The sequence below is a fragment of the Streptomyces sp. NPDC093225 genome (assembly GCF_044753805.1).
Classification (GTDB): domain Bacteria; phylum Actinomycetota; class Actinomycetes; order Streptomycetales; family Streptomycetaceae; genus Streptomyces.
The window spans coordinates 21,786-46,451 of sequence record NZ_JBIVNX010000043.1 but is presented as its reverse complement, the minus strand read 5'-3'; the positions used below and the strand labels follow the sequence as shown (position 1 = coordinate 46,451).

Annotated in this window: 24 protein-coding genes and 2 tRNA genes; 17 read left to right on the top strand and 9 right to left on the bottom strand. The window is 73.3% G+C overall.

What is annotated here, in order from left to right; translation table 11 throughout:
• The first annotated feature begins 105 nt into the window (after positions 1–105).
• The 4 genes from ACIQCH_RS29890 to ACIQCH_RS29875 all read left to right on the top strand — a co-directional run bounded on the left by ACIQCH_RS29890 (position 106) and on the right by ACIQCH_RS29875 (position 3,294).
• Positions 106–1,227 (top strand): SDR family oxidoreductase, encoded by a 1,122-nt coding sequence (locus ACIQCH_RS29890; RefSeq protein WP_402585967.1) that lies wholly within the window; start codon positions 106–108, stop codon positions 1,225–1,227.
• A 169-nt stretch (positions 1,228–1,396) separates the two neighbouring features.
• Positions 1,397–1,858 carry a molybdenum cofactor biosynthesis protein MoaE gene (locus tag ACIQCH_RS29885; protein ID WP_402585966.1) on the top strand — a complete coding sequence of 154 codons (462 nt, stop codon included), beginning with the start codon at positions 1,397–1,399 and terminating at the stop codon, positions 1,856–1,858.
• Between the two features lie 149 nt (positions 1,859–2,007).
• Positions 2,008–2,187, top strand: coding sequence for a hypothetical protein (locus ACIQCH_RS29880; protein ID WP_402585964.1), 180 nt, complete (start codon positions 2,008–2,010; stop codon positions 2,185–2,187).
• A 21-nt stretch (positions 2,188–2,208) separates the two neighbouring features.
• Positions 2,209–3,294 (top strand): PDZ domain-containing protein, encoded by a 1,086-nt coding sequence (locus tag ACIQCH_RS29875; protein WP_402585962.1) that lies wholly within the window; start codon positions 2,209–2,211, stop codon positions 3,292–3,294.
• A gap of 23 nt (positions 3,295–3,317) precedes the next feature.
• Here the strand turns inward: ACIQCH_RS29875 and ACIQCH_RS29870 are convergent, their stop codons facing one another.
• Positions 3,318–3,878: a PPA1309 family protein gene (locus ACIQCH_RS29870; protein ID WP_402585960.1), complete on the bottom strand. Its 561-nt coding sequence runs from the start codon at positions 3,876–3,878 to the stop codon at positions 3,318–3,320.
• Between the two features lie 117 nt (positions 3,879–3,995).
• On the opposite strand from ACIQCH_RS29870, the gene ACIQCH_RS29865 reads away from it, so the two are divergent.
• From ACIQCH_RS29865 to ACIQCH_RS29850, 4 genes are all read left to right on the top strand, one after another.
• Positions 3,996–6,905: a UPF0182 family protein gene (locus ACIQCH_RS29865; protein ID WP_402585958.1), complete on the top strand. Its 2,910-nt coding sequence runs from the start codon at positions 3,996–3,998 to the stop codon at positions 6,903–6,905.
• A gap of 45 nt (positions 6,906–6,950) precedes the next feature.
• Positions 6,951–7,024, top strand: a tRNA-Met gene (locus tag ACIQCH_RS29860).
• Between the two features lie 283 nt (positions 7,025–7,307).
• On the top strand, positions 7,308–9,182 hold the full coding sequence (locus ACIQCH_RS29855) for a tetratricopeptide repeat protein (RefSeq protein ID WP_402585956.1): 1,875 nt from the start codon (positions 7,308–7,310) through the stop codon (positions 9,180–9,182).
• 102 nt (positions 9,183–9,284) lie between these two features.
• Positions 9,285–9,358, top strand: a tRNA-Met gene (locus ACIQCH_RS29850).
• Between the two features lie 121 nt (positions 9,359–9,479).
• Here ACIQCH_RS29850 and ACIQCH_RS29845 read toward each other — a convergent pair.
• The 3 genes from ACIQCH_RS29845 to hisN form a co-directional block, all read right to left on the bottom strand.
• Positions 9,480–9,890, bottom strand: coding sequence for a Fur family transcriptional regulator (locus ACIQCH_RS29845; protein WP_030207307.1), 411 nt, complete (start codon positions 9,888–9,890; stop codon positions 9,480–9,482).
• Positions 9,891–10,049: 159 nt separating this feature from the next.
• Positions 10,050–10,442 (bottom strand): cyclic nucleotide-binding/CBS domain-containing protein, encoded by a 393-nt coding sequence (locus ACIQCH_RS29840; protein ID WP_402585996.1) that lies wholly within the window; start codon positions 10,440–10,442, stop codon positions 10,050–10,052.
• 177 nt (positions 10,443–10,619) lie between these two features.
• Entirely contained in the window at positions 10,620–11,423 is an 804-nt protein-coding gene (gene hisN, locus ACIQCH_RS29835) for a histidinol-phosphatase (RefSeq protein WP_402585953.1), read from the bottom strand.
• Positions 11,424–11,565: 142 nt separating this feature from the next.
• Between hisN and ACIQCH_RS29830 the strand changes: the two genes are divergently transcribed.
• Positions 11,566–12,240: a TetR/AcrR family transcriptional regulator gene (locus ACIQCH_RS29830; RefSeq protein WP_402585952.1), complete on the top strand. Its 675-nt coding sequence runs from the start codon at positions 11,566–11,568 to the stop codon at positions 12,238–12,240.
• Here ACIQCH_RS29830 and ACIQCH_RS29825 read toward each other — a convergent pair.
• The 4 genes from ACIQCH_RS29825 to ACIQCH_RS29810 form a co-directional block, all read right to left on the bottom strand.
• Positions 12,206–12,529, bottom strand: coding sequence for a DMT family transporter (locus ACIQCH_RS29825; RefSeq protein ID WP_402585950.1), 324 nt, complete (start codon positions 12,527–12,529; stop codon positions 12,206–12,208). The two genes, ACIQCH_RS29830 and ACIQCH_RS29825, sit on opposite strands and share 35 nt — an antisense overlap.
• Before the next feature lie 111 nt (positions 12,530–12,640).
• A complete protein-coding gene (rsgA, locus tag ACIQCH_RS29820; RefSeq protein WP_402585948.1) occupies positions 12,641–13,651 on the bottom strand; it encodes a ribosome small subunit-dependent GTPase A in 1,011 nt (336 codons plus the stop codon).
• Positions 13,652–13,654: 3 nt separating this feature from the next.
• Positions 13,655–14,995 (bottom strand): 3-phosphoshikimate 1-carboxyvinyltransferase, encoded by a 1,341-nt coding sequence (gene aroA, locus ACIQCH_RS29815; RefSeq protein ID WP_402585946.1) that lies wholly within the window; start codon positions 14,993–14,995, stop codon positions 13,655–13,657.
• A 111-nt stretch (positions 14,996–15,106) separates the two neighbouring features.
• Positions 15,107–15,832 (bottom strand): M50 family metallopeptidase, encoded by a 726-nt coding sequence (locus tag ACIQCH_RS29810; protein ID WP_402585944.1) that lies wholly within the window; start codon positions 15,830–15,832, stop codon positions 15,107–15,109.
• A 53-nt stretch (positions 15,833–15,885) separates the two neighbouring features.
• Here ACIQCH_RS29810 and ACIQCH_RS29805 point away from each other — a divergent pair, with 53 nt between their 5' ends.
• The 8 genes from ACIQCH_RS29805 (at position 15,886) to def (ending at position 23,484) form a co-directional block, all read left to right on the top strand.
• The gene (locus ACIQCH_RS29805) at positions 15,886–16,701 is read left to right on the top strand and encodes an SOS response-associated peptidase (RefSeq protein ID WP_402585942.1); all 816 of its coding nucleotides are present in this window, start codon (positions 15,886–15,888) and stop codon (positions 16,699–16,701) included.
• Between the two features lie 17 nt (positions 16,702–16,718).
• Positions 16,719–17,360 carry an alpha/beta family hydrolase gene (locus tag ACIQCH_RS29800; RefSeq protein WP_402585940.1) on the top strand — a complete coding sequence of 214 codons (642 nt, stop codon included), beginning with the start codon at positions 16,719–16,721 and terminating at the stop codon, positions 17,358–17,360.
• A 310-nt stretch (positions 17,361–17,670) separates the two neighbouring features.
• Positions 17,671–18,315 (top strand): sigma-70 family RNA polymerase sigma factor, encoded by a 645-nt coding sequence (locus ACIQCH_RS29795; protein ID WP_030207269.1) that lies wholly within the window; start codon positions 17,671–17,673, stop codon positions 18,313–18,315.
• Positions 18,312–18,614 (top strand): mycothiol system anti-sigma-R factor, encoded by a 303-nt coding sequence (gene rsrA / locus ACIQCH_RS29790; protein WP_030207267.1) that lies wholly within the window; start codon positions 18,312–18,314, stop codon positions 18,612–18,614. Before ACIQCH_RS29795 ends, rsrA begins: the two co-directional genes overlap by 4 nt.
• A 195-nt stretch (positions 18,615–18,809) precedes the next feature.
• Positions 18,810–20,330, top strand: a complete 1,521-nt coding sequence (locus tag ACIQCH_RS29785) for an HD-GYP domain-containing protein (RefSeq protein WP_402585938.1) — start codon at positions 18,810–18,812, stop codon at positions 20,328–20,330.
• On the top strand, positions 20,327–21,673 hold the full coding sequence (locus ACIQCH_RS29780; RefSeq protein WP_402585937.1) for an HD-GYP domain-containing protein: 1,347 nt from the start codon (positions 20,327–20,329) through the stop codon (positions 21,671–21,673). Before ACIQCH_RS29785 ends, ACIQCH_RS29780 begins: the two co-directional genes overlap by 4 nt.
• A gap of 118 nt (positions 21,674–21,791) precedes the next feature.
• Positions 21,792–22,787 (top strand): hypothetical protein, encoded by a 996-nt coding sequence (locus ACIQCH_RS29775; protein WP_030207258.1) that lies wholly within the window; start codon positions 21,792–21,794, stop codon positions 22,785–22,787.
• Between the two features lie 58 nt (positions 22,788–22,845).
• Positions 22,846–23,484, top strand: a complete 639-nt coding sequence (gene def, locus ACIQCH_RS29770) for a peptide deformylase (protein WP_402585935.1) — start codon at positions 22,846–22,848, stop codon at positions 23,482–23,484.
• 22 nt (positions 23,485–23,506) lie between these two features.
• On the opposite strand, the gene ACIQCH_RS29765 is transcribed toward def, so the two are convergent.
• Positions 23,507–24,472, bottom strand: coding sequence for a helix-turn-helix domain-containing protein (locus tag ACIQCH_RS29765; protein WP_402585933.1), 966 nt, complete (start codon positions 24,470–24,472; stop codon positions 23,507–23,509).
• Positions 24,473–24,666: the final 194 nt, after the last annotated feature.

The following is a 24,666-nucleotide window of genomic DNA, read 5'->3' as shown; positions in this document are numbered from 1 at the left end:
CGGGCTCGGTGCTCCGCCTGCTGCGGGGCTGCGGCAGGATGGACGTCACCTGGTGCGGACGCGTCGCATCGTGCCCGCACTGAAGACAACCGCTGGAGACGCCCGGTGAGTTCCCCAGACCGACAGGTCCGAGCAGTGCACGACGACGAAATTCGCCAACGGCGAAACAACGGCGTGCGCGGCCCCGTCGTGGCCGTGACCGGCGCCGCCTCCGGGGTCGGCGCGGCGCTCGTGCAGCGCCTGGCCGAGTCCGACGAGGTCCGGCGGATCGTCGCGATCGACGAGCGGCGCGGCGACTGCGATACCGCTACCTGGCACGTCCTGGACGTGCGCGACCCGGCCATCGCCGAGAAGCTGCGCGGCGCCGACGTGGTCGTCCACCTCGCGCTCGACCTCGATCTGGAGACCGACCCGGCGGCCCGTACGGCGTACAACGTGCGCGGCACCCAGACCGTGCTGACCGCGTCGGCCGCGGCGGGGGTGCGCCGCGTCGTGCTGTGCACGTCCGCCATGGTCTACGGGGCGCTGCCCGACAACGACATCCCGCTCTCCGAGGACGCCGAGCTGCGGGCCACCGCCGAGGCCACCGGCGTGGGCGACCTGCTGGAGATCGAGCGGCTGGGCCGCCGGGCCCCCCGGGCGCACCCCGGCCTGAACGTCACCGTCGTCCGCCCGGCCGTCCTGGTCGGCGGCACCGACACCGCGCTGACCCGCTACTTCGAGTCGCCGCGCCTGCTCGTGGTGGCCGGCTCCCGCCCCACCTGGCAGTTCTGCCACGTCGAGGACCTGGTCAGCGCCCTGGAGTACGCCGCCCTGGAGAAGGTCGAGGGCGAGCTCGCGGTGGGCTGCGAGGGATGGCTGGAGCAGGAGGAGGTCGAGGAGCTCAGCGGCATCCGCCGCATGGAGCTGCCCTCCGCGGTCGCGCTGGGCGCGGCCGCCCGGCTGCACCGGATCGGGCTGACCCCGTCGCCGGCCGGGGACCTCGCGTACACGATGCACCCGTGGGTGGTGAGCGTCAGCCGGCTGCACGACGCCGGGTGGCGGCCGCGCTGGACGAACGAGGAGGTGCTCGCGGAGCTCCTCCAGGAGGTCGCGGGCCGCCACACCGTCGCCGGCCGGCGGCTGGGCCGCAAGGACGCGACCGCCGCGGGCGCCGCCGGCGCCACCGTCGCCCTGCTCGGCGCGGCCGCGGTGGTACGCCGAGCCCGCAAGCGCCGCGGCATCTGACCGGCCGCGCCGCGCCGGCCCGGGCGGGGGCCGACGCCGGTCGAGACGCTGCGGGCGGTCCGGGCGGGTCCGGTCCGCGGCGCCTGTAGGAGTGTCCATATTCCGGGCCGGGAGGCCCGGGTGATCCGGGGATTCCCCGATGTCAGAGGGGTAGGGCACGATGGAAGGCATGGCACCGCACTTCGACCACCCCGGCGAGCAGGCGGCAGCGGACCCGATCCGGCTGCTCGCGATCCGGGAGACCCCGCTCTCGCTGGACGAGGTCCACAAGGCCGTCGGCGACGACGCCACCGGCGGCACGACCTTCTTCGTCGGCACGGTGCGCGACCACGACGGCGGGACCGACGTGGACTCCCTCGGCTACTCCTGCCATCCGACCGCCGAGGCCGAGATGCGCCGGGTCGCCGAGCGCGTCGTGGCCAAGTACCCGGTCCGGGCGCTGGCCGCCGTCCACCGGGTGGGCGACCTGGCCGTGGGCGACACGGCCGTGATCGTGGCCGTCTCCTGCCCGCACCGGGGAGAGGCCTTCGAGGCCTGCCGGATGCTGATAGACGACCTCAAGCACGAGGTGCCGATCTGGAAGCACCAGCGGTTCTCCGACGGCACCGAGGAGTGGGTCGGCGCCTGCTGACCACCCCGGAGGACCACCCGTCCGGCGGCGTGTGACGCCCCGCCGGTGCAGGTCGCCGCGCCCCCGATTTGCGTAACCCGGCCGCCGACGCCAGCGTTGGATTCCACACCATCGTTTCGGCCGTACTCAAGGGGTAGGGAGGCCAGGAAATGGCGTCACTCGCGTGGTTGCTGATCCCGCTGTTCGCCGCCGTCGGGGTGGCGATATGGGCCGGCTGGGCGGCCCGTGACCGCACCGCCGGCGACATATCCGAACTGGCCGGGTACGCGCGGTTCCGGGAGGCGATGGCCCGCGGGGAGAAGGCGCCCTCCGGTTCCGAGGCGCTCTGAGACGTCCCGTACTGTCGTTCCATGTCACGCCGCACCGCGACGATGCTCGCCGCCACGCTGATGCTGTTCGCGCTCCTGTGCGCGGGACTCTTCATCAAGGTCCCGTACTCGGAGATGAGCCCCGGCCCGACGGTGAACACCCTCGGCGAGTCGCGCGGCGAACCGGTCCTGCGGATCTCCGGCCACAAGACGTACCAGACGAGCGGCCACCTCAACATGACGACCGTCCGCGTCACCGGCGCGGACTACGACATGAACCTCGTCGAGGCGGTCTACGGCTGGCTCTCCCACGACAACATCGTCGTGCCGCACGAGAACCTGTACCCGGACGGCAAGACCGAGGAACAGTCCACGCAGGAGAACGCCGAGGAGTTCAGCCAGTCCCAGGAGAGCGCCAAGGTCGCCGCGCTCAAGCAGCTGGGCATCCCGGTCACCTCGCGCGTGATCGTCGCCAGCGTGGTCAAGGACAGCCCCTCCGACGGCCGGCTGCACGCCGGCGACGTGATCAGGTCGGTCGACGGCAGCCCCGTGAAGGAGCCCGGGGACGTGGCCAAGCTCGTGACGAAGCACAAGGCCGGCCAGCCGGTCGTGTTCACGGTCGTCCCGGCCAAGGAGGCGGCCGCCGCCGAGAAGGCGCAGCGCGAGACCCGGGGCACCGAGAAGGTCACGATCACCTCCGGCAAGTCGCCCGAGGACGGCCGCGCCGTCGTCGGCATCCGCGCCGGGACCGACCACACCTTCCCGTTCACCGTCGACATCAACCTCGCCGACGTGGGCGGGCCGAGCGCCGGCCTGATGTTCGCCCTCGGCATCGTCGACAAGCTCACGCCGCAGGACCTCACCGGCGGCAGGTTCGTCGCGGGCACCGGAACCATCGACGACGACGGCAAGGTCGGCCCGATCGGCGGCATCCAGATGAAGACCATCGGCGCCCGCAACGCCGGGGCCCGCTACTTCCTCACCCCGGCCGACAACTGCGCGGCGGCCGCGAAGGAGACCCCCTCGGGCCTGACCCTGGTGAAGGTCGCCACCATCGGCGACGCGGTGAAGGCCCTGGAGAAGATCAGCAAGGGGGACACGGCCGGGCTGCCCAGCTGCCGGCCCTGACCGTGCCCCCGCCCGCGGGCGGACTACTCCACGAAGGTCGCGGCCAGCGCCTCGGCCAGCCCCGGCACCAGGTCGGCGCCGGTGAGGACCTCGCTCGCCGAGTCCTTCTCGCGCAGCCGCACCGCCGACTCGCGCGCGCCGTCACGCAGGACGGCCACGGTCATCCGGACCTCCTGGCGGTCCGGATGCTTCGCGACCCAGGCGGCCAGCTGCTTCTCGGACATGCCCTGCGGCACGGCGGCCTCGGCGGACGGCGGCAGCATCTGCCGCTCGACCGCCAGCGCGCACCCGGCCACGGCGTCCGGCCAGGCGATCGTGCCGAGGAACTCGTCCAGGGGCGTCCCGGCCGGCACCTCGTCCTGCTCGACGGGCGTCAGGGTGGCGGCGCCGCTGTCGGTGCCGTCGAGGCCGAGCTGCGCGGCCAGCTGCGGCTCCTGCGCGCGCAGCTTCGCGGTGTCGACCAGGGCGAAGAGCCGGGCCGGCTGGTCCCAGCCGAGGGTCGCGGCGTATTCGTCGATTTCGAGGACGGCACGGGTCAGCGGGCTGGCCGCCATGGGGGTGCCGGAGGTGGAGATGTTGGACATGACCAACATCCTGCCTCGTTCGGGGCCGATAACGGGAACTGACCAAGGCCTCAGTAAGTTGCACGAGTGGGCCCCTACCATCGGGGGCCCCGCTCCACAGACACCAGCGACTTCGAGGTGCGAACCTTGGCTTTCCAGATGCCGGACCGCGGCGGAGGCCCTTCGGGGCCACGGATCAGAGTCGGCCGCCCCTCCCGGCGCGCCCGGACCCTGCTGACGACACTGGGCGTGCTGGCCGTGCTGGCCATGGCGTTCGTGATGTTCGCGGGGTTCTGGACGGACTGGCTCTGGTTCCGGTCGGTGCACTACTCGTCGGTCTTCACCACGACCCTGTGGACGAAGGTCGGGCTGTTCTCCGTCTTCGGGCTGCTCATGGCCCTGGCCGTCGGGTTCAACATCTGGCTGGCCCACCGGCTGCGGCCGCCGCTGAGCGCCATGTCGCTGGAGCAGCAGAGCCTCGACCGGTACCGGGTGGGCGTCGCCCCGTACAAGAAGTGGCTGCTGGCCGCGATCGCCGCGCTCGTCGGGCTGATCGCCGGCGCCTCGGCCGCCGGCCAGTGGCGCACCTGGCTCATGTACGTCAACGGCGTGCCCTTCGGGAAGAAGGACCCCCAGTTCGGCCTGGACGTCTCCTTCTACGCCTTCGAGCTGCCCTGGTACCGGTTCCTGCTGGGCTTCGGCTTCGCGGCCGTCGTGCTGTCGCTGATCGCCGCCGCGATCGTGCACTACCTCTACGGCGGACTGCGCCTGACCAGCCCGGGCGCGCGGGCCACCGCGGCCGCCACCGGGCACCTGTCGGTGCTGCTCGGCGTCTTCGTCTCCCTCAAGGCCGTCGCGTACTGGCTGGACCGGTACGGCCTGGCGGTGAAGTCCAGTGACTTCAAGGCCGCCGACAACTGGACGGGCCTGCGGTACGTCGACGCCAACGCCTACCTGCCGGCCAAGACGATCCTCTTCTGCATCGCCGCGATCTGCGCCGCGCTGTTCTTCGCGACGCTGTGGCGGCGCACCTGGCAGCTGCCGGTGATCGGCTTCGGCCTGATGGTGCTCTCCGCGATCCTGATCGGCGGCCTCTACCCGGCCATCGTGCAGAAGTTCCAGGTCCAGCCGAACGAGCAGGCCAAGGAAGCGCCGTACGTCGACAAGAACATCCAGGCGACCCGCGAGGCGTACGGGATCGACACCACCGACGTCACGGACTACTCGGGCCAGCCGAACACGACGGACAAGAACAAGCTCCGCCAGGAGGCGAACACCACGGCGAGCATCCGTCTGCTCGACCCGAACATCGTCTCGCCGGCCTTCCAGCAGCTCCAGCAGAACAAGGGCTACTACGGCTTCCCGTCCACCCTGGCGGTGGACCGGTACAAGGCCCAGGACACCGTCATCGGTCTGCGCGAGCTGAACCTCGGCGGCATCCCGAAGAACAACTGGATCAACGACCACTTCCGCTACACGCACGGCTTCGGCGTGGTGGCGGCCAAGGGCACCGAGGTCACCTCCGACGGCGCCCCGGTCTTCACCGAGTCCGGCCTGCCGGCCAAGGGCCAGCTGGGCCCGTACGAGCAGCGGATCTACTACGGCGAGGAGACCAAGCAGTACTCCATCGTCGGCGGCCCGCAGCTGGAGCTCGACTACGCCGACGACAAGGGCGAGAAGGAGACCCGCTACGAGGGCAAGAGCGGGGTCAACCTCGACAACGCCTTCAACCGGGCCGCGTACTCGCTGGCCTTCAGCGAGCCGCAGATCCTCTACTCCGGCGCGATCGGCGAGGGCTCCCGGATCCTGTACCACCGCACGCCCAAGGAGCGCGTCGAGGCGGTCGCCCCGTGGCTGACTATCGACGGCGCCGCCTACCCGGCGGTGGTGGACAACCGCATCCAGTGGATCGTGGACGCCTACACCACGACCAACGGCTACCCGTACGCCTCGCGCACCACCCTGGGCGAGAGCACCACGGACTCGCTGACCAACAGCCGGCGCGCGGTCGTCGCGCAGGAGAACCGGGTCAACTACATCCGCAACTCCGTCAAGGCCACGGTCGACGCGTACGACGGCACCGTCCGGCTCTACCAGTGGGACACCCAGGACCCGGTCCTCAAGACGTGGATGAAGGCCTTCCCCGACACGGTGAAGGCGAAGGGCGAGATCCCCAGGGCCCTGCTGGACCACCTGCGCTACCCGCAGGACCTGTTCAAGGTCCAGCGCGAGCTGCTCACCCGGTACCACGTGAAGGACCCGCAGACCTTCCTCAGCGGCAGCGAGGTGTGGTCGGTCCCGAAGGACCCGACCACCAAGGACACGGCGGTCCCGCCGTACTACCTGTCGATGAAGATGCCGGGCCAGCAGAGCCAGGTCTTCTCGCTCACCACCACGTTCACGCCCAACGGGCGCGACAACCTGAGCGCCTTCATGGCGGTCAACGCCGACCCGGGCACCGAGGACTACGGCAAGATCAGGGTCCTGAAGCTGCCCACGGCCAATCCGGTCGACGGACCCAAGCTGGTGCAGGCCAAGTTCAACTCCAAGCCGGACATCGCCCAGGAGATCAACATCCTGAGCCGGGGCGACTCGCAGGTGGAGTACGGCAACCTGCTCACGGTCCCGCTCAGCGGCGGCATGCTCTACGTCGAGCCGGTGTACGTGCGCGGCGGCGGCCTCAAGTACCCGCTGCTGAAGAAGGTCCTGGTGACCTACGGCGACGAGACGGCCTTCGAGAACACCCTGGAGAAGGCGCTGAACGTGGTCTTCGGGGCGGAGGCGCCGACCACGGGCAACAACCCGCCGGGCACCACCACCAAGCCGCCCACGCAGAACGCGACGGTCAAGCAGGCGCTGGCCGACGCGGCGAAGGCCATGGAGGACGCCGACAAGGCCCTGAAGGCCGGCGACTGGGCGGCGTACGGCAAGGCCCAGGACGAGCTGAAGGCGGCCCTGGAGCGGGCGCAGGCCGCCGAGGCGAAGACCGGGCAGCCCACGCCGAACGCCTCGGTCTCGGCCGGGGCCACCCCGCCCCCGGGCGGATAACCGGTCGGGACCCCGCCCCGCGTCGTGATACTGTGGTTTCACCGACGCGGGGTGGAGCAGCTCGGTAGCTCGCTGGGCTCATAACCCAGAGGTCGCAGGTTCAAATCCTGTCCCCGCTACTGAAGACGAAGGCCCGGATCCTGAAGGATCCGGGCCTTCGTCGTGCCGTCCCCGGTCCGCTGTCAGACCGTCGTCGTACGGTCTCTTCTGCCACCGTCCCGGTATCGCTTTGTCACGGTTCGGCACCCGTCATATGCCGTATCCGCGATCTGTCCCCCGTGTGGGGTGAGTTGGGGCATGGTCGTGTTTGACTTGTCTCTCTGTGGGCATGTCGACAAAACGCTGTAGGGACCTCACTGGCTGCGACGTTCCCGGTGTACGCGGGTAGCAGGTGATGCGACGATGGGATTTATGGGGGACAGGTCAACTCTGCTGGAGACAGGGCGGTTTGTGCGGGCGGATTCCGACGAAGTGAAGGCGGTGGACGTGGCGGGCCAGGGGCCTGACGCGCGACCGGCCGACGGCGCACCGACCGGCGCCGCGGCCGAGGCCGCACTGGCCGACGCCGTCAACGAGGCCGTCACGGACGAGGCCGTGTCCGACGCCGAGTTGGAGGCCCGGTACCGCCCCGCCGCCGAGTCCGGCGACCCGGGCGCCATGAGCGTGCTCGGCGCCCTCCTCCTGCGCCGCGGCGACCTCGCCGGCGCCGAGCGCTTCCTGCGCGCGGCCACCGGCGAAGGCGACCGCGCCGCCGCAAACAACCTCGGCGTCCTGCTCCTCCAGCGCGGCTACCCCGAGGAGGCGGCCGGCTGGTGGCGGGTCGCCGCCGTCGCGGGCTCGTCCCCCGCCGCGCACGCCCTCGGCCGCCACTACCGCGAGCGCGGCGACGAGCCCGCCGCCGAGTACTGGCTGCGCCAGGCCGCGGAGTCCGGCCACGCCCTCGGCGCGTACGCGCTCGCCGACCTCCTGGAGCACCGGGGCGACGCGGGCGCCGAGCGCTGGCTGCGGGCCGCCGCCGAGCAGGGCCACCGCGAAGCCGCGTACCGCCTGGCCCGACGGCTGCGCGCCAAGCGCCCCACCGAGGCCGAGCAGTGGTTCCGGCAGTCCGCCGCCCGCGGCCACCGCCGGGCCGCCCTCCACCTGGGCTCCCTCCTGGAGGCCCGCGGCGAGCTCAAGGAGGCCGGGCGCTGGTACCTGTCCGCGGCCAAGCAGGGCGAGGCCCGGGCCGCCTGCGCGCTGGGCTTCCTGCTGCGCGACGCCGGCGACGAGGAAGGCGCGGCCACCTGGTGGCTGCGGGCCGCCGAGGACGGCGACGGCAACGCGGCCAACGCCCTGGGCGCCCTGCACGCCGCCCGCGGCGAGACCGAGACCGCCGAGCGCTGGTACCGCGCCGCCATGGACGCGGGCGACCACAACGGCGCGTACAACCTCGGGCTGCTCTGCGCCGCCCAGGACCGGGTCCCGCAGGCCGAGCAGTGGTACCGGCGCGCCGCCTACGCGGGCCACCGCGAGGCCGCCAACGCGCTCGCGATCCTGCTGCTCCAGGCCGGCGACGCCGCGGGCGCCGAGCCCTGGTTCTCCAAGGCCGCCGAGGCGGGCAGCGTCGACGCCGCGTTCAACCTGGGCATCCTCTTCGCCAGCCGCGACGAGGACCACTCCGCCCTGAAGTGGTACGAGCGGGCCGCCGCCGCCGGCCACACCGACGCGGCGCTCCAGGTCGGCATCGCCCTGGTGCGCGACGGCGAGGAGCGCGCCGCCGAGCGCCACCTGCGGTGCGCGGCGGGCGGCGGCAGCGCCGAGGCGGCCTTCCGGCTGGCCTCCCTGCTGGAGTCCCTCCAGCCCCCTCCCGGGCCCGTGGGCCTCGGGGAGCGGGTCGAGCGGACCGAGAGCGAGGAGTGGTACGAGCGGGCCGCCGAGCAGGGGCACCGCAGGGCCCAGGTGCGCGTGGGCATGCTCGCGGCCACCCGCGGGGAGCTGGGCAAGGCCGCCCGCTGGTACCGGGAGGCCGCCGAGGCGGGCTCCCGCAACGGAGCCTTCAACCTCGGGCTGCTGCTGGCCCGGGAGGGCAGCGAGCCGGAGGCCGCGCTGTGGTGGACCCGGGCCGCCGTGGCCGGGCACGGCCGGGCCGCGCTGCGGCTCGCGCTGCTGGCGGCGCGGCACGGGGACCTCACCGAGGGGCAGAAGTGGTGCGCCCGGGCCATGGAGCTGGGGCCCGAGTCGGTGGCGGAGCGGGCCGGGAAGCTGCGGGAGGCGCTGGCGGCGGAGGTCAGCGCGTAGGCCGTCCGCGCCGGACCCCCGCCCGACCCGCGCCGCGTCCGGGGGCGCCATGTAATGGATTTGCCCCCGGCGTGAACCGTGACGTAGTGTGGGGTTCACCGACGCGGGGTGGAGCAGCTCGGTAGCTCGCTGGGCTCATAACCCAGAGGTCGCAGGTTCAAATCCTGTCCCCGCTACTGAAGACGAAGGCCCGGATCCTCAAGGATCCGGGCCTTCGTCGTGTTGTTCGTGTTGTCCGTCGTGTTCGCCGGAGGGTGGCGGAGGGAGCGGGGCCCGGAGGCCCCGCGGTCCAGGCTCCTACCGGCAGTTCGGGCACAGGCCCCGGTACGTGACCTCGACGTCCGAGACGACGAAGCCGAAGCGCTCCGAGTCGGGGAGGTCGGCCAGCGGGTTGCCCGCCGGGTGCACGTCGCGGATCGCGCCGCAGCCGGCGCAGACCAGGTGCTGGTGCGGCCGGTGCGCGTTCGGGTCGTACCGCTTGGCCCGGCGGTCGGTCGAGACCTCCAGGATCTCGCCGAGGGAGACCAGCTCGCCCAGGGTGTTGTAGACCGTGGCGCGGGAGATCTCGGGGAGCCTCTCCACGGCGCGGGCGTGTACTTCGTCGGCCGTCAGGTGCACGTGGTCACCGTCGAGCACCTCGGCCACGACGCGCCGCTGCGCGGTCATGCGCCAGCCGCGTCCGCGGAGCCGTTCCAGCAGGTCACTCATGAACACCAGCCTAACAGCGAGGGTGACCCGGTGTAGATCCCGAACGGTTACGGAATTGGATGGAGCCTCGACTTGGATGGCATCCAGGGTGGGCCGAAACGCGACGGTGGGCCGGAACCCTACCCCAGGGCCCCGGCCCGCCGCCCGGTGCGTGCGGCGTCAGGCCGCCACGGTCCGCCGGGCCGGGACCCAGCAGCGGATGACGTCGCGGACGGAGACGATGCCCACCGGCCCGCCGTCGGCCAGCACGATCAGGTGCCGGAAGCCTCCGTGCGCCATGGCTTCCGCGGCCTCCTGCAGGGTGGCCTCCGGCGTGCAGAACACGACGTTGTTGGTGGTGTGGGCGGAGACGAGTTCGCGGTCGGGGTCGTGTCCCGCGCCCACGGAGTTGAGGATGTCGCGCTCGGTGAGGATGCCGATGCCGCTGGTCTCGGGGTCGAGGACGACCGCCGCGCCGACCCGGCGGCCGGACATGAGGCAAGCGGCCTGTCGGAGGGTGTGGGCGGGTCCGAGGGTGAGGATCAGGGTGCTCATGGCGTCGCGGACGAGCATGGAGTCAGCCACCTCCTGGGGGTGAGATCCTCCGCTCGGGCGGAGCGCTTAGAGAAGGGATTCACAAGCGCACAAGCGGAGGATTCTCAGACTCCCACGACCACTGAGGGTCATCAAGAGGGCGCACGCGGTCGTTACCGCACGCGGCGTACCGCGCGGCGCACGGGGACGCACGCGTCAGCCGCGGGGGCGCAGGTACCCCAGCATCTGGTCGTGGAGCAGGCCGTTGGACGCCGCGGCGTTGCCGCCGTGCACCCCGTCGACCCCGTCGATGCTGGTGAAGCGGCCGCCGGCCTCCTGCACCACGACCGCGATGGCGGCCATGTCCCACAGGTTCAGCTCCGGCTCCGCACACAGGTCCAGCGAGCCCTCGGCGACCATCATGTACGGCCAGAAGTCCCCGTACCCGCGCGTGCGCCAGCAGGCCCGGGTCAGCTCCAGGAAGCCCGGCAGCCGGTCCCGCTCCTCCCAGCCGGTCAGCGAGGAGTACGCGAACGAGGCGTCGCCCAGCGAGGCCACCTTCGAGACCCCGATCCGGCCCTCCTCGCCCAGCGCCCCGCCCGTGAACGCCCCCGCGCCCTCGGCCGCCCACCAGCGGCGCCCCAGCGCCGGCGCCGAGACCACGCCGACCACGGGGCGGAACCCGCCGGTCGCGTCCTCCTCCATGAGGGAGATCAGCGTGGCCCACACCGGGACGCCCCGCACGTAGTTCTTGGTCCCGTCGATCGGGTCCACCACCCAGCGCCGGGGGCCCTCGCCGACCAGCCCGTACTCCTCGCCGAGGATCGCGTCGGCCGGCCGGGCCTCCTCGATCAGCCGCCGGACCTCGCTCTCCGTGGCGGTGTCGGCCTCGCTCACCGGAGTCATGTCCGGCTTGGTCTCCACCTTCAGGTCCAGGGCCCGGAAGCGGGCCATCGTGACCTCGTCGGCGGCGTCCGCGAGGCGGTGGGCAAGGCGCAGATCATCGTCATAAGCGGGCATGGCCGAAACAGTATCGGCCCACGATGCGGACGGGCACGCGCCCCGGCGGGTCGCGCCGCGCACCCCCTTGACACCTCCGCCGGGCCCGTCAACGCTGACCGGGAAGGCGTCCCCCGGCCGCGTCGGGGGAGGGGAGGCGAAGATGCCGACGGCTCGGGAAGCCCTGCTGGACGCCGCCGGAGCGGCCCTCGCGATACGGCCCTGGCCCACCGTGCGCATGGTCGAGGTGGCCGCCGCCGCGGGCGTCTCGCGGCAGACCCTCTACAACGAGTTCGGGGGCAAGGAGGGCCTGGCCCGCGCCCTCCTGCGGCGCGAGACCGACTGGTACCTCGACGGGGTCGACCGGGCGCTGCACGCGGCCTCCGGCGGACGCGAGCGACTGGCGGCGGTCGCCGAGTGGACCGTACGGGCGGCCCGCGCGCACCCGCTGTTACGGGCCCTGCTGACCGGCTGCTGGGACCCGGCCCTGCCCGCCCCGCGGCCCCACCCGGACCGGCCGTCCTCAGCCGTACCGGCCCAGCGCAGGGCCGACGCGGGCGTGCCCGGCCCCGCCGAGCTGGCCCGTGCGGTACGGGACCGCACCGCGGCCGCCCTCGAACCAGGGGAGGCCGCCCGGCGCCGCAGCGAACTGGCCGTGCGCCTCGCGCTCTCCTACGTGATCGCCCCCGCCGAGGAGGGCGGCGAGGCCCTGCGCGAGCTGCTCGGGCTGCCGCCCGGCCCGTCCGCCCCCGCGCCCGACCGGCCGGGCCCGCTCGGCCGGCGCGTCCCGGACCCGCGGCGGTTCAGTGGGCGGAGCCGGAGAGCTGGAGACCGATGACCCCGACGATCACCAGCGTGATCGAGACGATCTTCAGGGTGGAGACCAGGTCACCGAGGAAGACCATGCCGTAGATGGCGGTGCCGGCCGCGCCGATCCCGGTCCACACCGCGTACGCCGGCCCGACGTCGAGCTTCTTCAGGGCCAGGGTCAGCAGACCGAAGCTGCCCAGGGCGAAGCTCGCGAACGCGATCGTCGGCCACAGCCGGGTGAAGCCGTGCGAGAGCTTCAGGCAGACGGCGAAGCCGGTTTCCAGGATCCCCGCGACCACGACCAGCAGCCACGCCATGACGCACCTGCCTCCCCGCACACTCGGTGACTGCTTCGTCTCACTTGGTGCGATTATGCATTTACCAGACCTCCCGCCCGCCAAACCCCGAGGCGTCACGGAAGGGGCCGGTCAGTCGCCCTCGCGGCGCTCCCGCGTGGCCAGCAGCCGCCGCAGCGAGTACAGCCGCGCCGGGTCCGCATGGCCCTCGGCGACCCACTGGTCCAGCGCGCAGTCCGGCTCGTCGTGGCTGCACGCGCGCGGGCAGCCCTCCGTACCGCCCATCAGGTCGGGGAAGGCCAGGATCACGCGGGCCGGGTCGACGTGGTGCAGGCCGAAGGAGCGCACGCCCGGGGTGTCGATGACCCAGCCGTCGCCGTCCGGCAGCGGCAGCGCCAGCGCCGAGGTGGTGGTGTGCCGGCCGCGCCCGGTCACCTTGTTGACGTGCCCGGTGGCCCGCTGGCGGCCCTTGGCGACCAGGGCGTTGACCAGCGTGGTCTTGCCGACGCCGGAGTGGCCGACGAACGCGGTGACCCGGTCCGTCAGGAGCTCGCGGACCCGGTCGGCGGCGTCCCCGGTCTCGAGCTCGTCCCGGTTGACCACCACGTGGGCCAGGCCCAGCGTGGCGTAGGTGTCGAGGATCTTCTCCGGCGGCGCCAGGTCCGACTTCGTCAGGACCAGCAACGGCTCCAGGCCGGCGTCGTACGCGGCCACCAGGCAGCGGTCGATCATCCGGGGCCGGGGCTCCGGGTCGGCCAGGGCCGTCACGATCGCCAGCTGGTCGGCGTTGGCGACCACCACGCGCTCGTACGGGTCGTCGTCGTCGGCGGTACGCCGCAGCACGGACTTCCGCTCGCCGATCCGCACGATGCGGGCCAGCGTGTCCTTCTTGCCGGACAGGTCCCCGACGAGGGAGACGGTGTCGCCCACGACCGCGGCCTTGCGGCCCAGCTCGCGGGCCTTCATGGCCAGCACCTGGCGGTCCTCGACCAGGCAGGTGAGCCGGCCGCGGTCCACGGTCAGGACGAAGCCGTCGGCCGCGTCCTCGTGCTTGGGCCGGATGTTGGTCCGGGGCCGGTTGCCCTTCGGGTTGGGGCGGGACCGGATGTCGTCCTCGTCGGTGTGCTTGCCGTACCGGCGCATCGCTCAGGCCTCCGAGCCCGCGAGCATGCCGGTCCACATCTTCGGGAAGTCGGGCAGCGTCTTCGCCGTCGTCGCCACGTTCTCGATCTCCACCCCCGGCACGGCCAGGCCGATGATCGCGCCGGCGGTGGCCATCCGGTGGTCGTCGTAGGTGTGGAACACCCCGCCGTGCAGCGCGCGCGGGCGGATGTGCAGGCCGTCGGCGGTCTCGGTGACGTCGCCGCCCAGCTCGTTGATCTCCTTGGTCAGGGCCGCCAGCCGGTCCGTCTCGTGCAGCCGCAGGTGCGCGACGCCCCGCAGGGTCGACGGGGAGTCGGCCAGGGCGGCCACCGCCGCGATGCCCGGGGTCAGTTCGCCCACCTCGCCGAGGTCCACGTCGATGCCGTGGATCCGGCCGGAGCCGGTGAAGACCAGGCCCTCGTCCGTGAGCTCGCACGAACCGCCCATCTCCGTGAAGATGCGGCGCAGCTCGTCACCCGGCTGGGTGGTGCGGCGCGGCCAGTCGCGGACGGTGACCGTACCGCCGGTGATCAGGGCGGCCGCCAGGAACGGCTGCGCGTTCGACAGGTCCGGCTCCACCACCAGGTCGCGGCCGAGCAGGGCGCTCGGCGAGACCCGCCACACGTTCTTCTCGCCGCCCGCCTCGGGGGTGTCGACCTGGGCGCCGGCCGCGCGCAGCATCTCCACGGTCATGCGGATGTGCGGCAGCGACGGCAGCGTGTCGCCCACGTGCCGCACCTCCACGCCCTGGTTGAAGCGCGGGGCCGACAGCAGCAGGGCGGAGACGAACTGGGAGGACGAGGAGGCGTCGATCTCGACGGTGCCGCCTTCCAGGGCGCCGCCGCCGTGCACGGTCAGCGGCAGCGCGCCGCGACCGCCGTCGTCGATCCGGGCGCCCAGCGCGCGCAGTGCCGTGATGACCTGGCCGAGCGGGCGCTCGTACGAGCGCGGGTCGCCGTCGAACCGGACCGGGCCGTCCGCCAGGGCCGCGACCGGAGGCAGGAAGCGCATGACGGTGCCCGCGTTGCCGACGTCCACGGTGGCCGGCCCGTGCAGGCCGGCCGGGATGATCCGCCAGGCCTCGCCGGTGTCCCCGGCGCCGCCCGAGCTGGAGGAGACGGTCTCCTCGATGCCCACGCCCAGGGCGCGCAGCGCGTCCGACATCAGCTGCGAGTCGCGCGAGCGCAGCGGTCGGCGCACCCAGCCCGGCTCCGCCGCCAGCGCGGCCAGCACGAGGGCGCGGTTGGTGACCGATTTGGACCCCGGCACCGTCACGGTGGCACGAACGGGCCCGTCGGCGAGCGGGGCGGGCCAGAGGGCGGGAAGCGCGGGGGTCTGGGTCATGCCCTCACTCTAGATGCTCGGGACCCTGCCCCCCTGCCCGGAACCGGGCCCGTCTCAGGGGTCGGAAGACCCCGCCCCGGGCGGACCCCCCACATGATCGACAGGACGAGCCTAGCCCTCGATCAGCGGGGCCAGCAGCCAGCGCCCGCCGCCGATCAGGGAGCACAACGAGACCGCGTGGAAGAGGAACAGCCACATCGCCGGGTGGACGTGGGTCAGCCGGGCGAGCTGGTCGGCGTCCGAGTCGGGCGCACCGCCGTGCCGCCGCTTGCGCTGCAGCTCGAACACCGGCCGCACCCCGCCCAGCAGCAGGAACCACACCACCCCGTACGCGAACAGCGCCTGCACCTCGGTCGGTGCCAGCCACGACACCAGCAGGAACGCGCCCCCGGTGAGGACGGTGGTCAGCACCCCGTACGCATTGCGGATCATCACCAGCATCAGGAGCAGCAGCGCGGTAGCCGCCCACAGCAGTAGCGTCACGCGGTGCGCCCCCAGCAGCGCGGCCCCGCCCAGGCCGAGCAGGGACGGGGCGGTGTAGCCGGCGGCGGCGGTCAGGATCATGCCCGGGCCGGTCGGGCGGCCGCGGCTGACGGTCAGTCCGCTGGTGTCGGAGTGCAGCCGGATGCCGTCCAGGCGGCGGCCGGTGAGCACCGCGACCAGGCCGTGCCCGCCCTCGTGCGCGATGGTGATCGCGTTGCGGGATATCCGCCAGGCCGGCCGCGGTGCCACCGCGGCCAGCGCGACCAGGCCCGTGGCGACGACCAGCCACGGCTCGGGCGCGGCCTGCAGTCCCGTCACCCGGTCCCAGAGCCCGCCCAGTGCGCTGCTGTCCATGATGTGGCCGTCTCCTTGCGGTAGGTCTCGCGTGCCGTGGCAGTGTTGCAGGCATGTGCGGACGGTATGCATCGAGTCGTGGGCCCGAAGAGCTGGTGGAACGCTTCGGGATCGAGAAGTGGGAGCCCACGGAGGCGCTGGCACCCGACTACAACGTGGCGCCCACCAAGCAGGTGTACGTCGTCCTCGACCGCCCCCTGAAAGACGCACGGGACCCGCGCCCGGTTCGCCAGCTCCGCGTCCTGCGGTGGGGCCTGGTCCCGTCCTGGGCCAAGAACCCCGACGGCGCCGCCCGGATGATCAACGCGCGGGCCGAGTCGCTCCACGAGAAGCCGTCCTTCCGCAGGCCCTTCGCGCAGCGCCGCTGCATCATCCCCGCCGACGGCTACTACGAGTGGGTCACCGGCGGCGACGAGCGCGAGCTGGAGGTGGAGGGGAAGCGGAAGCGGCCCCGCAAGCAGCCGTACTTCGTGCTCCCCGCCGACGGCTCGGTCTTCGCGATGGCCGGCATATACGAGTTCTGGCGGGACCGCACGCTGCCCGACGAGCACCCCCGGGCCTGGTGGGTGACCTGCTCGGTGATCACCACCGACGCCGAAGCCGCCCCGCTGGGCGTCGCCCCGGCCGAGGGCCCGCGGTCCCTGGCCGAGATCCACCCCCGGATGCCCCTCATGCTCACCCCCGACCGCTGGGACGCCTGGCTGGACCCCCGCCACACCGACACCGACCGGCTGCGCGGACTGCTCGCCCCGCCGCCCGAGGGGCTCATGCGGGCCTACCCGGTGCCGACGGCCGTGTCGAACGTGCGCAACAACGGCCCCGAGCTGATGACCGAGCTCGACGCGCCTGAGCTCGGCACCCTGTGGTGACGGGGCAGGATGGCGCCATGACGCGCACCCGCACGCAATCCGTCGAGACGCCCGCGGGCGAGGCCCGGATCACCTGGCACACCGCCCCGGACGCCCGCCTCGTGCTGGCCGTGGGCCACGGCGCCGGCGGCGGCATCGAAGCCCGCGACCTCCAGGCCCTCGCCGCGGCCCTGCCCGGTCGCGGGGTGACCGTGGCGCTGGTCGAGCAGCCCTGGAGGATCGCCGGAAAGAAGGTCGCGTCCGCGCCCAAGGTCCTCGACCAGGGCTGGCGGGGGCTGTGGCCCGCCCTGGCCGCGCCCGGCCTCCCCGTGGTCGCGGGCGGCCGCAGCGCCGGGGCCCGGGTGGCCTGCCGCACCGGCCGGGAGCTCGGAGCGCTGGCCGTGCTCGCGCTGGCCTTCCCCCTGCACCCGCCCGGCAAGCCGGAGAAGTCCCGGGCCGAGGAGCTGACCGAGGCGGGTCTGCCCACCCTCGTCGTGCAGGGCGGCCGGGACTCCTTCGGCCGGCCCGAGGAGTTCCCGGAAGGCGGGTTCTCCCTGGTCGAGGTACCTTTTGGGGACCACGGGTTCGCCGTGCCCAAGAGGGCGGACATCGGCCAGGACGAGGCCCTGGAGCTCATCACGGGGGCCGTCGGGGACTGGCTGGAGAAGCTGCCCGGCTGATTGCGGAGGCCGCGGTTCCATTCCCGTCGGGGATGTGGCGACGGACACCCGCCCGCGCCCGCCGGCCCGGGAATGCGCCGCCCGGCCCCTCTGTTGTGCCAGACGTCGGTAAACGTACGCACGCACGCCAGAGGAGAGGGACCGCATGGGTTCGACCATTTGCCCGAACCGTCCGCAGGCCGCCGACCTGGAGTGGACGGTGCTGCCGGGGCCCAGGCGCGCCCCTGCTCGGGCGGCGGACGGCCAGGATGGTCGACTATTCTCCGATTCGAGCGGGTCCGCCCACGGCCTCGCCCCGGTGTTGGAGGAGGTGGGTCCTGTCTCTGGGACCGACGACGGCCACGTGGAGGAGACGACCGCCGAGCGCAACGCGCGCTTCGAGCGGGACGCCCTCGGTTACCTCGACCAGATGTACTCGGCCGCGCTGCGCATGACGCGCAATCCGGCCGACGCCGAGGACCTCGTGCAGGAGACGTACGCGAAGGCGTACGCGTCCTTCCACCAGTTCCGCGAGGGCACCAACCTGAAGGCGTGGCTGTACCGCATCCTGACCAACACCTTCATCAACTCCTACCGCAAGAAGCAGCGGGAGCCGCAGCGCAGCGCGGCGGAGGAGATCGAGGACTGGCAGCTGGCCCGGGCCGAGTCGCACATGTCGACCGGTCTGCGCTCCGCCGAATCGCAGGCGCTCGACCACCTGCCCGATTCTGATGTCAAGGAAGCGCTCCAGGCCATTCCCGAGGAGTTCCGCATCGCCGTCTATCTGGCCGACGTCGAGGGCTTTGCGTACAAGGAGATCGCGGACATCATGGGTACACCCATCGGTACGGTCATGTCGCGACTGCACCGTGGCCGCCGCCAACTCCGTGGAATGCTCGAGGACTACGCCCGTGAGCGCGGGCTGGTCCCGGCTGGCGCCGGAGAGTCGAACGATCGGAAAGGCTCGGGCTCATGAGCTGCGGAGAGCCGCACGAGACGGACTGCTCTGAGGTCCTGGACCACCTATATGAGTTCCTCGACCACGAGATGCCGGACAGCGACTGCACGAAGTTCGAAACCCACTTCGGGGAGTGCAACCCCTGCCTCGAGAAGTACGGGCTCGAACAGGCCGTGAAGAAGCTGGTGAAGCGCTGCTGCGGGTCGGACGACGTCCCGACCGACCTGCGCCAGAAGGTGATGGGCAGGATCGAGCTGATCCGCTCCGGCCAGGCCGTCCCCGAGCAGGACGTCAGCGCTCCGCCCGCCACCGGCTGAGTTCCGCCGATTCACCCGAACGGCCGCCCCGAACGCATCACTTCGTTCACCCGAAGGTGCTAATCCGGGGCTACCCGGACGGCGCAATACGAAAATGGGGCCCGGCAGCGACCGGGCCCCACCTATTCTCCCCAATCGGTGCCGCCGCACCGATTCGTACCGGGTTTATCCCGGGTGCACGGGGAGGAGAGCGCCATGCGGGCACTTCCGCCGGGGGCGCGCGTCCTCATTCTGTGCGCCCTGTTCGGCGCGGCCCTCTGCGCCGCCCCCGCACTGACCGCCGCCGGCACCCCCTGGCCGGCCGTCGCGGTCCTCGCCACCCTCTACCTCTGCGTGGAACTGGTCCGCGCCTGCCGGACCTTCGACGCCCGCGTCCCCCAGGGCCTGGGCGCCTTCCTCCCCGTCGTCCTGGCCGCCGTCTTCCTGCTGCCCCCGGCCGCCGCCGCGCTCGTCGCGGTCCCCGGCGCGCTCGCCGGGCGCGTCGAGCAGCGCCCCGCCGGGGTCCGGCGCGGGTGGCACGCGGCCCAGCAGGCGCTGGCCGCCTGGGCCGCCGGGCACACGTACGCCGTCCTGCGCGGGCCGGCGGCGCTCGGCGGAGCCGACCCCGGCCAGGGGCCGCACTTCCCGTACGTGCTGCTGCCCGCCGCCGTCGCGGCGGCCGCCTTCTGCCTCGTGCTCACCGCCCTCGACGGTCTGGTCCTGGCCGCGGCCGAGCGGCGGCCGGTCCGGGCCGCCTGGCGCGGGCTGGTGTTCCGGGCCCTCGTGCCCTTCTGGGTGCACGGGCTGGCCGGGCTGATGATGGCCGTGCTGTGGCACAGCCCCTACGGGGCGCCGGCCGCCCTGCTCGTCCTGCTGCCCATGTACATCTCCTGCTGGGTGTTCGCCCAGTACCAGCAGGAGCGGGCCGCCCACCAGGCCACCATCCGCGCCCTCGTCCAGGCCGTGGACATCAAGGACCGCTACACCCGCGGCCACAGCGAGCGCGTCGGCCAGGCCTCCGCGATGATCGCCCGCGAACTGGGCATGCCGGAGGAGCGGCTGGAGGTGGTCCGGTTCGCCGGGATCCTGCACGACGTCGGCAAGCTCGGGGTGCCGACCCGGCTGCTGCGCAAGGACGGGCCGCTGACCCCCGACGAGCGCCGCGTGATCGAGCTGCACCCCGAGTACGGGCACGAGATGGTGCGCGGCATCGGATTCCTCGGCGAGGCCCGGGCGGCGATCCTGCACCACCACGAGCGGGTGGACGGCTCCGGCTACCCCTACGGGCTGACCGGGGACCAGATCCCGGAGCTGGCCCGGGTGGTGGCGGTGGCCGACGCCTTCGACGCGATGACCTCCACCCGCTGCTACAGCCGGGCCCGGCCCGTGGCGACGGCCGTGGCGGAGCTGCGGCGGTGCGCGGGGGCGCACTTCGACCCGGTGATGGTGGGCGCCCTGGTGCGGGCGGTCGAGCGGGAGGGGTGGAACCCCGCGGTCACCTCGGACGAGGACACCGTGTCGGTGGCCGCACCGAGGGCGGCGGACGGTCCGCGGTCGGGGGACGGTCCGCGGGCCGGGGACGGTCCGCGGGCGGCGGAGGAGCCGGTCGCGGCGGACGGGCCGGTGCCCGGGCCCGGTACCGCCACCACGCCCGGCGGGCTGGTGCCCGGCCAGGGCGGCAGCGGCGCCGGGGCGCGGGCCGCGGGCGCCCCGCGGCGGCCCGGAGAGGGCCGGTGACGGCCGCGGTGCCCGGCGGCGACGCCCCCGGGCCCTGTCGCGGCGGGACGGCGGCGGTGGCCCTGGTCCGCGGGTCGGCCGCCGCCCTCACCGCACTCGCCCTCGGCTGGACGCTCTGGCACGGGGTCGTCGAACCCGCCACCGCCCTCGCCTTCGGCGTCCTGATCACCGTCGGCGAGCTGGCCCGCAGGGAGGCCCCCGAGGCCGCCGGCCACGCCCTGGCGGGGGGCCGCCAGCCCGCCCCGCTCGGCTCCGCGGGAGCGCTCGCCTACGCCCTGCTCGGCCAGAACGCCGGCCGCCCCACCCACCACGGCGTGCTCCAGATCGTCGCCGTCGTGGTGGCCGCGGCCCTCGTCGGCGTGGTCCCGCACGTGGCGACGGGCCGGGCGCCCGCCCTCGACCACGTGGCACGGCGCGTGCTCACCGTGGCCTTCGCCGCCGTCTGCTTCCAGCCCCTCTACAACTCCGGCCGCCTGGACCGGTGGCTCGGCCAGAGCCCGTACCTCGTCGGCTACCTGGTCGCGCTGCTCGGGCTCACCGCCCTGTGCGACGCGGTGCTCGCCGCCGCCCTGGCCGCGGCCCGGACCGGCTGGCCGTACGGGCCCCTGCTGCGCGACGAGCTGGGCGCCCTGCGCGGCATCGGCTCGGCGATCTGCGCCAGCGGGGTGGTGATGGCCCTCGGCACGGCGGTGGTCGGCCCGTGGGCCCTGCCGGTGTTCAGCGTGCCCCTGCTGCTGACCCAGCTGTCCTTCCGCCGCATCTGGGGCGTCCGCACCACGTACCGGCAGACCATCACCTCCCTCGCCCGGGCCACCGAGATCGCCGGCTACACGCGGCAGGGGCACGCCCGCCGGGTGGCCGCCCTCAGCTGCGCCGTCGGCCGCGAGCTGGGCCTGACCGAGCGGGACCTGACCGTGCTGGAGTACGCGGCCCTCATGCACGACATCGGCCAGCTCTCCCTCGTCGACCCGGTACCCAGCGGCGCCACCGCCCCGCTCCCCGCGCCCGAGCGGCAGCGGATCGCCCGGCTGGGCGGCGAGGTGGCCCGGCAGACGGGGGTGCCCGCGGAGGTGGCCGTCGTGGTGGAGCGGCAGGCGGACCCGTATCGGGAGCAGCCCGTGGCCGCCCGGATCGTCCGGGCCGTCAACGCGTACGACGACCTGGTCGGCGGGGCCCGGCACCCCGGTGGCTCGCTGGCGGCATTGGAGCAGCTGCGGCTGGGTACCGGCCACGAGTACGAGCCACGGGTCGTGGAGTGCCTCGCCCGGGTCCTCCAGCGCGGCGGCGGGCGGCCCTCGGGGGCCGCTGCGGGGGCCGGAGTCACCGCCTATCCCGGGGGGTAACCCATGGGTAATGAGCGGCCGTCCGAGTGGGCATGGTTGGATGCGAAGTGAGAGTGTCCGCAAGGCTGCACCGTAGACCCCCAGCCACCGCTGGGGCGCCCCCAGGCAGGCGGGAATCGTGAGGATCTTCGGAAAGGTAAGGCACCGGCCCTCCGCCTCGTGGCGGCAGGCCACCGACCGCGCGTTCACGCTGATCGGCGACGGCCGGTACGAGGACGCCGGCGCGCTGCTGACCCGTGCCGCGGACCTCGAACCCTGGCTGTCCGAGTCGTGGTTCAACCTCGCCCTGCTGCACAAGTTCCGGCACGACTGGGAGCAGGCGCGGGCCGCCGGCCTGCGCGCGGTGGCCCTGCTGGACCGCGAGACGGGCGCCCCCGACTGGTGGAACGTGGGCATCGCCGCCACCGCCCTGCAGGACTGGCCGCTGGCCCGGCGGGCCTGGCAGGCGTACGGGCTGAAGGTGCCCGGGGACCCGCGCGGCGGGTCCGGGACGGGCGAGCCGGTGGGCATGGAGCTGGGCAGCGCGGCGGTCCGGCTGTCACCCGAGGGCGAGGCCGAGGTCGTGTGGGGGCGCAGGCTCGATCCGGCCCGGATCGAGGTCCTCTCGATCCCGCTGCCCTCGTCCGGACGTCGCTGGGGCGAGGTCGTCCTGCACGACGGGGTGCCGCACGGCGAGCGGGTGACCGCGGCCGGGCCCTCGTACCCCGTCTTCGACGAGATCGAACTGTGGGCGCCCTCGCCGGTGCCGACGTGGGTGGTGCTGCTGGAGGCCGCCACCGAGGCCGACCGGGACGCGCTGGAGCAGCTGGCCTCGGACGCCGGGTTCGCCGCGGAGGACTGGTCCTCGTCCGTGCGGCTGCTCTGCCGGACCTGCTCGGAGAGCGCGATGCCCAGCGGCGAGGGCGACGGGGAGCACGTCGACCCGCACGACCACAGCGAGCCGGGCCACCCGGGCCCGCTGGGGCACCGCACGGCCGGCTCGGGCTCCCTGTGGGTGCCGGAGCGCGAGTGCGGCATCGCCGCGCCCGCGGGGCTGGTGCGGGGGCTGCTGGACGGCTGGGTGGCGGACAGCCCGGACACCCGGGAATGGCGCGACCTCGAAGAGGTGTGTTGACGCCTGCCCGTAGGCTGTACGGGTACACGCGGTGACTTGAGGAAGGCGTACGGCGGACATGGCGCAGCAGGACACGGAGCAGCAGGTCGGCGAGGTCAACGACGGGTACGTCGTGGACACCGAAGACTGCGAGGCGCGCGAGGCCGCCTACCGCGAGCGGGGCACGGCCCGCCCGATCACCGTCGTGGGCAACCCCGTCCTGCACCGCGAGTGCAAGGACGTCACCGAGTTCGGCGACGAGCTCGCCGCGCTGATCGACGACATGTTCGCCAGCCAGCGGGCCGCCGAGGGCGTGGGCCTGGCCGCGAACCAGATCGGCGTGGACCAGAAGGTCTTCGTCTACGACTGCCCGGACGACGAGGGCGTCCGCCACGTCGGTGTCGTGGTCAACCCCAAGCCGGTGGACCTGCCCGCCGACCGCCGCGTCCTGGACGACTCCAACGAGGGCTGCCTGTCCGTCCCGACCGCGTACGCCGCCCTGGCCCGCCCCGACTACGCCGAGGTGACCGGCCAGGACGCCCAGGGCAACCCGATCAAGGTGCGGGGCACCGGCTACTTCGCCCGCTGCCTCCAGCACGAGACCGACCACCTGTACGGCTACCTGTACATCGACCGGCTCTCCAAGCGCGACCGCAAGGACGCCCTGCGCCAGATGGAAGAGGGCACGCCGCGCTACGAGACCGTCCCGAACGCGTAGTCCCGGCGCCCGGGTTCGGTCGCTAGGCGGCCCGCGGGCCGCGGAAGGTCCTGCGGAACGCGTTGGGCGTGGTGCCCAGGGCGCGCAGGAAGTGGTGGCGCAGGGCGGCGGCGGTACCGAACCCGGACCGTCCCGCGATCGCGTCCACCGTCTCGTCCGTCGACTCCAGCAACTCCTGCGCCAGCAGCACCCGCTGGCGCAGGACCCACTGGTAGGGCGTGGTGCCCGTCTCCTGCAGGAAGCGGCGGGCGAAGGTGCGCGGTGACATGTGCGCCCGCTCGGCCAGCTGCTCGACGGTGACGTCCTCGGCGAGGTGCCGGTTCATCCAGTCCAGGACCCCACCCACCGTGTCGCAGGAGCTGCGGGGCAGCGGCCGCTGGATGTACTGCGCCTGGCCGCCGTCCCGGTGCGGCGGTACGACCATGCGCCGGGCGATGGTGTTGGCCACCTCCGCACCGTGCTCCTGGCGCACCACGTGCAGGCACGCGTCGATGCCGGAGGCGGTGCCGGCCGCGGTGATCACCGGGCCCTCGTCCACGTACAGCACGTCGGGGTCCACCCGGGCCCTCGGGTACTTCTCCCGCAGCGCGGCGGAGTGCATCCAGTGCGTGGTGCACCGGCGGCCGTCGAGCAGTCCGGCCGCTCCCAGGACGAAGGCGCCGCTGCACACGCTGAGCACGCGCGCGCCCCGGTCCACGGCGGCCCGCAGCGCGGCCAGCAGGGGCTCGGGGTAGTCCCGTACGGGTGCCTGCCGGTCGGCGGGCAGGCAGATCAGGTCGGCCTCGGCGAGCCGCTCGATCCCGTGGTGCGTGCTGATCGTGAACAGCCGGTCGCCGCTGGAGACCTCGGGCTCCTCCACGCCGCAGACCGCGAAATCGTAGACGGGCAGGCCCATCTCGCTGCGGTCGATCCCGAAGACCTCGCAGAAGATGCCGAGTTCGAAGGGGGCGACTCCGTTGACCAGGGCGACGGCCACGTTGTTCAACATGCGCCCAGTGTGGCAGTAATTCGTTGTCTTGCGACAGTCCTGCCACTGTCCGGATTCCGCCGCCCTCGCGACAGTGGACCCATGAACGCGATCCTGAACGCCCTCGTCGTCCTGTCCGTCGCGGTCCTGCTGGCCGGGCCCGCCGTGTACGGCGCCCTGCGCGAACGCCGGACCGACCGGCAGCTGCGCGGGGC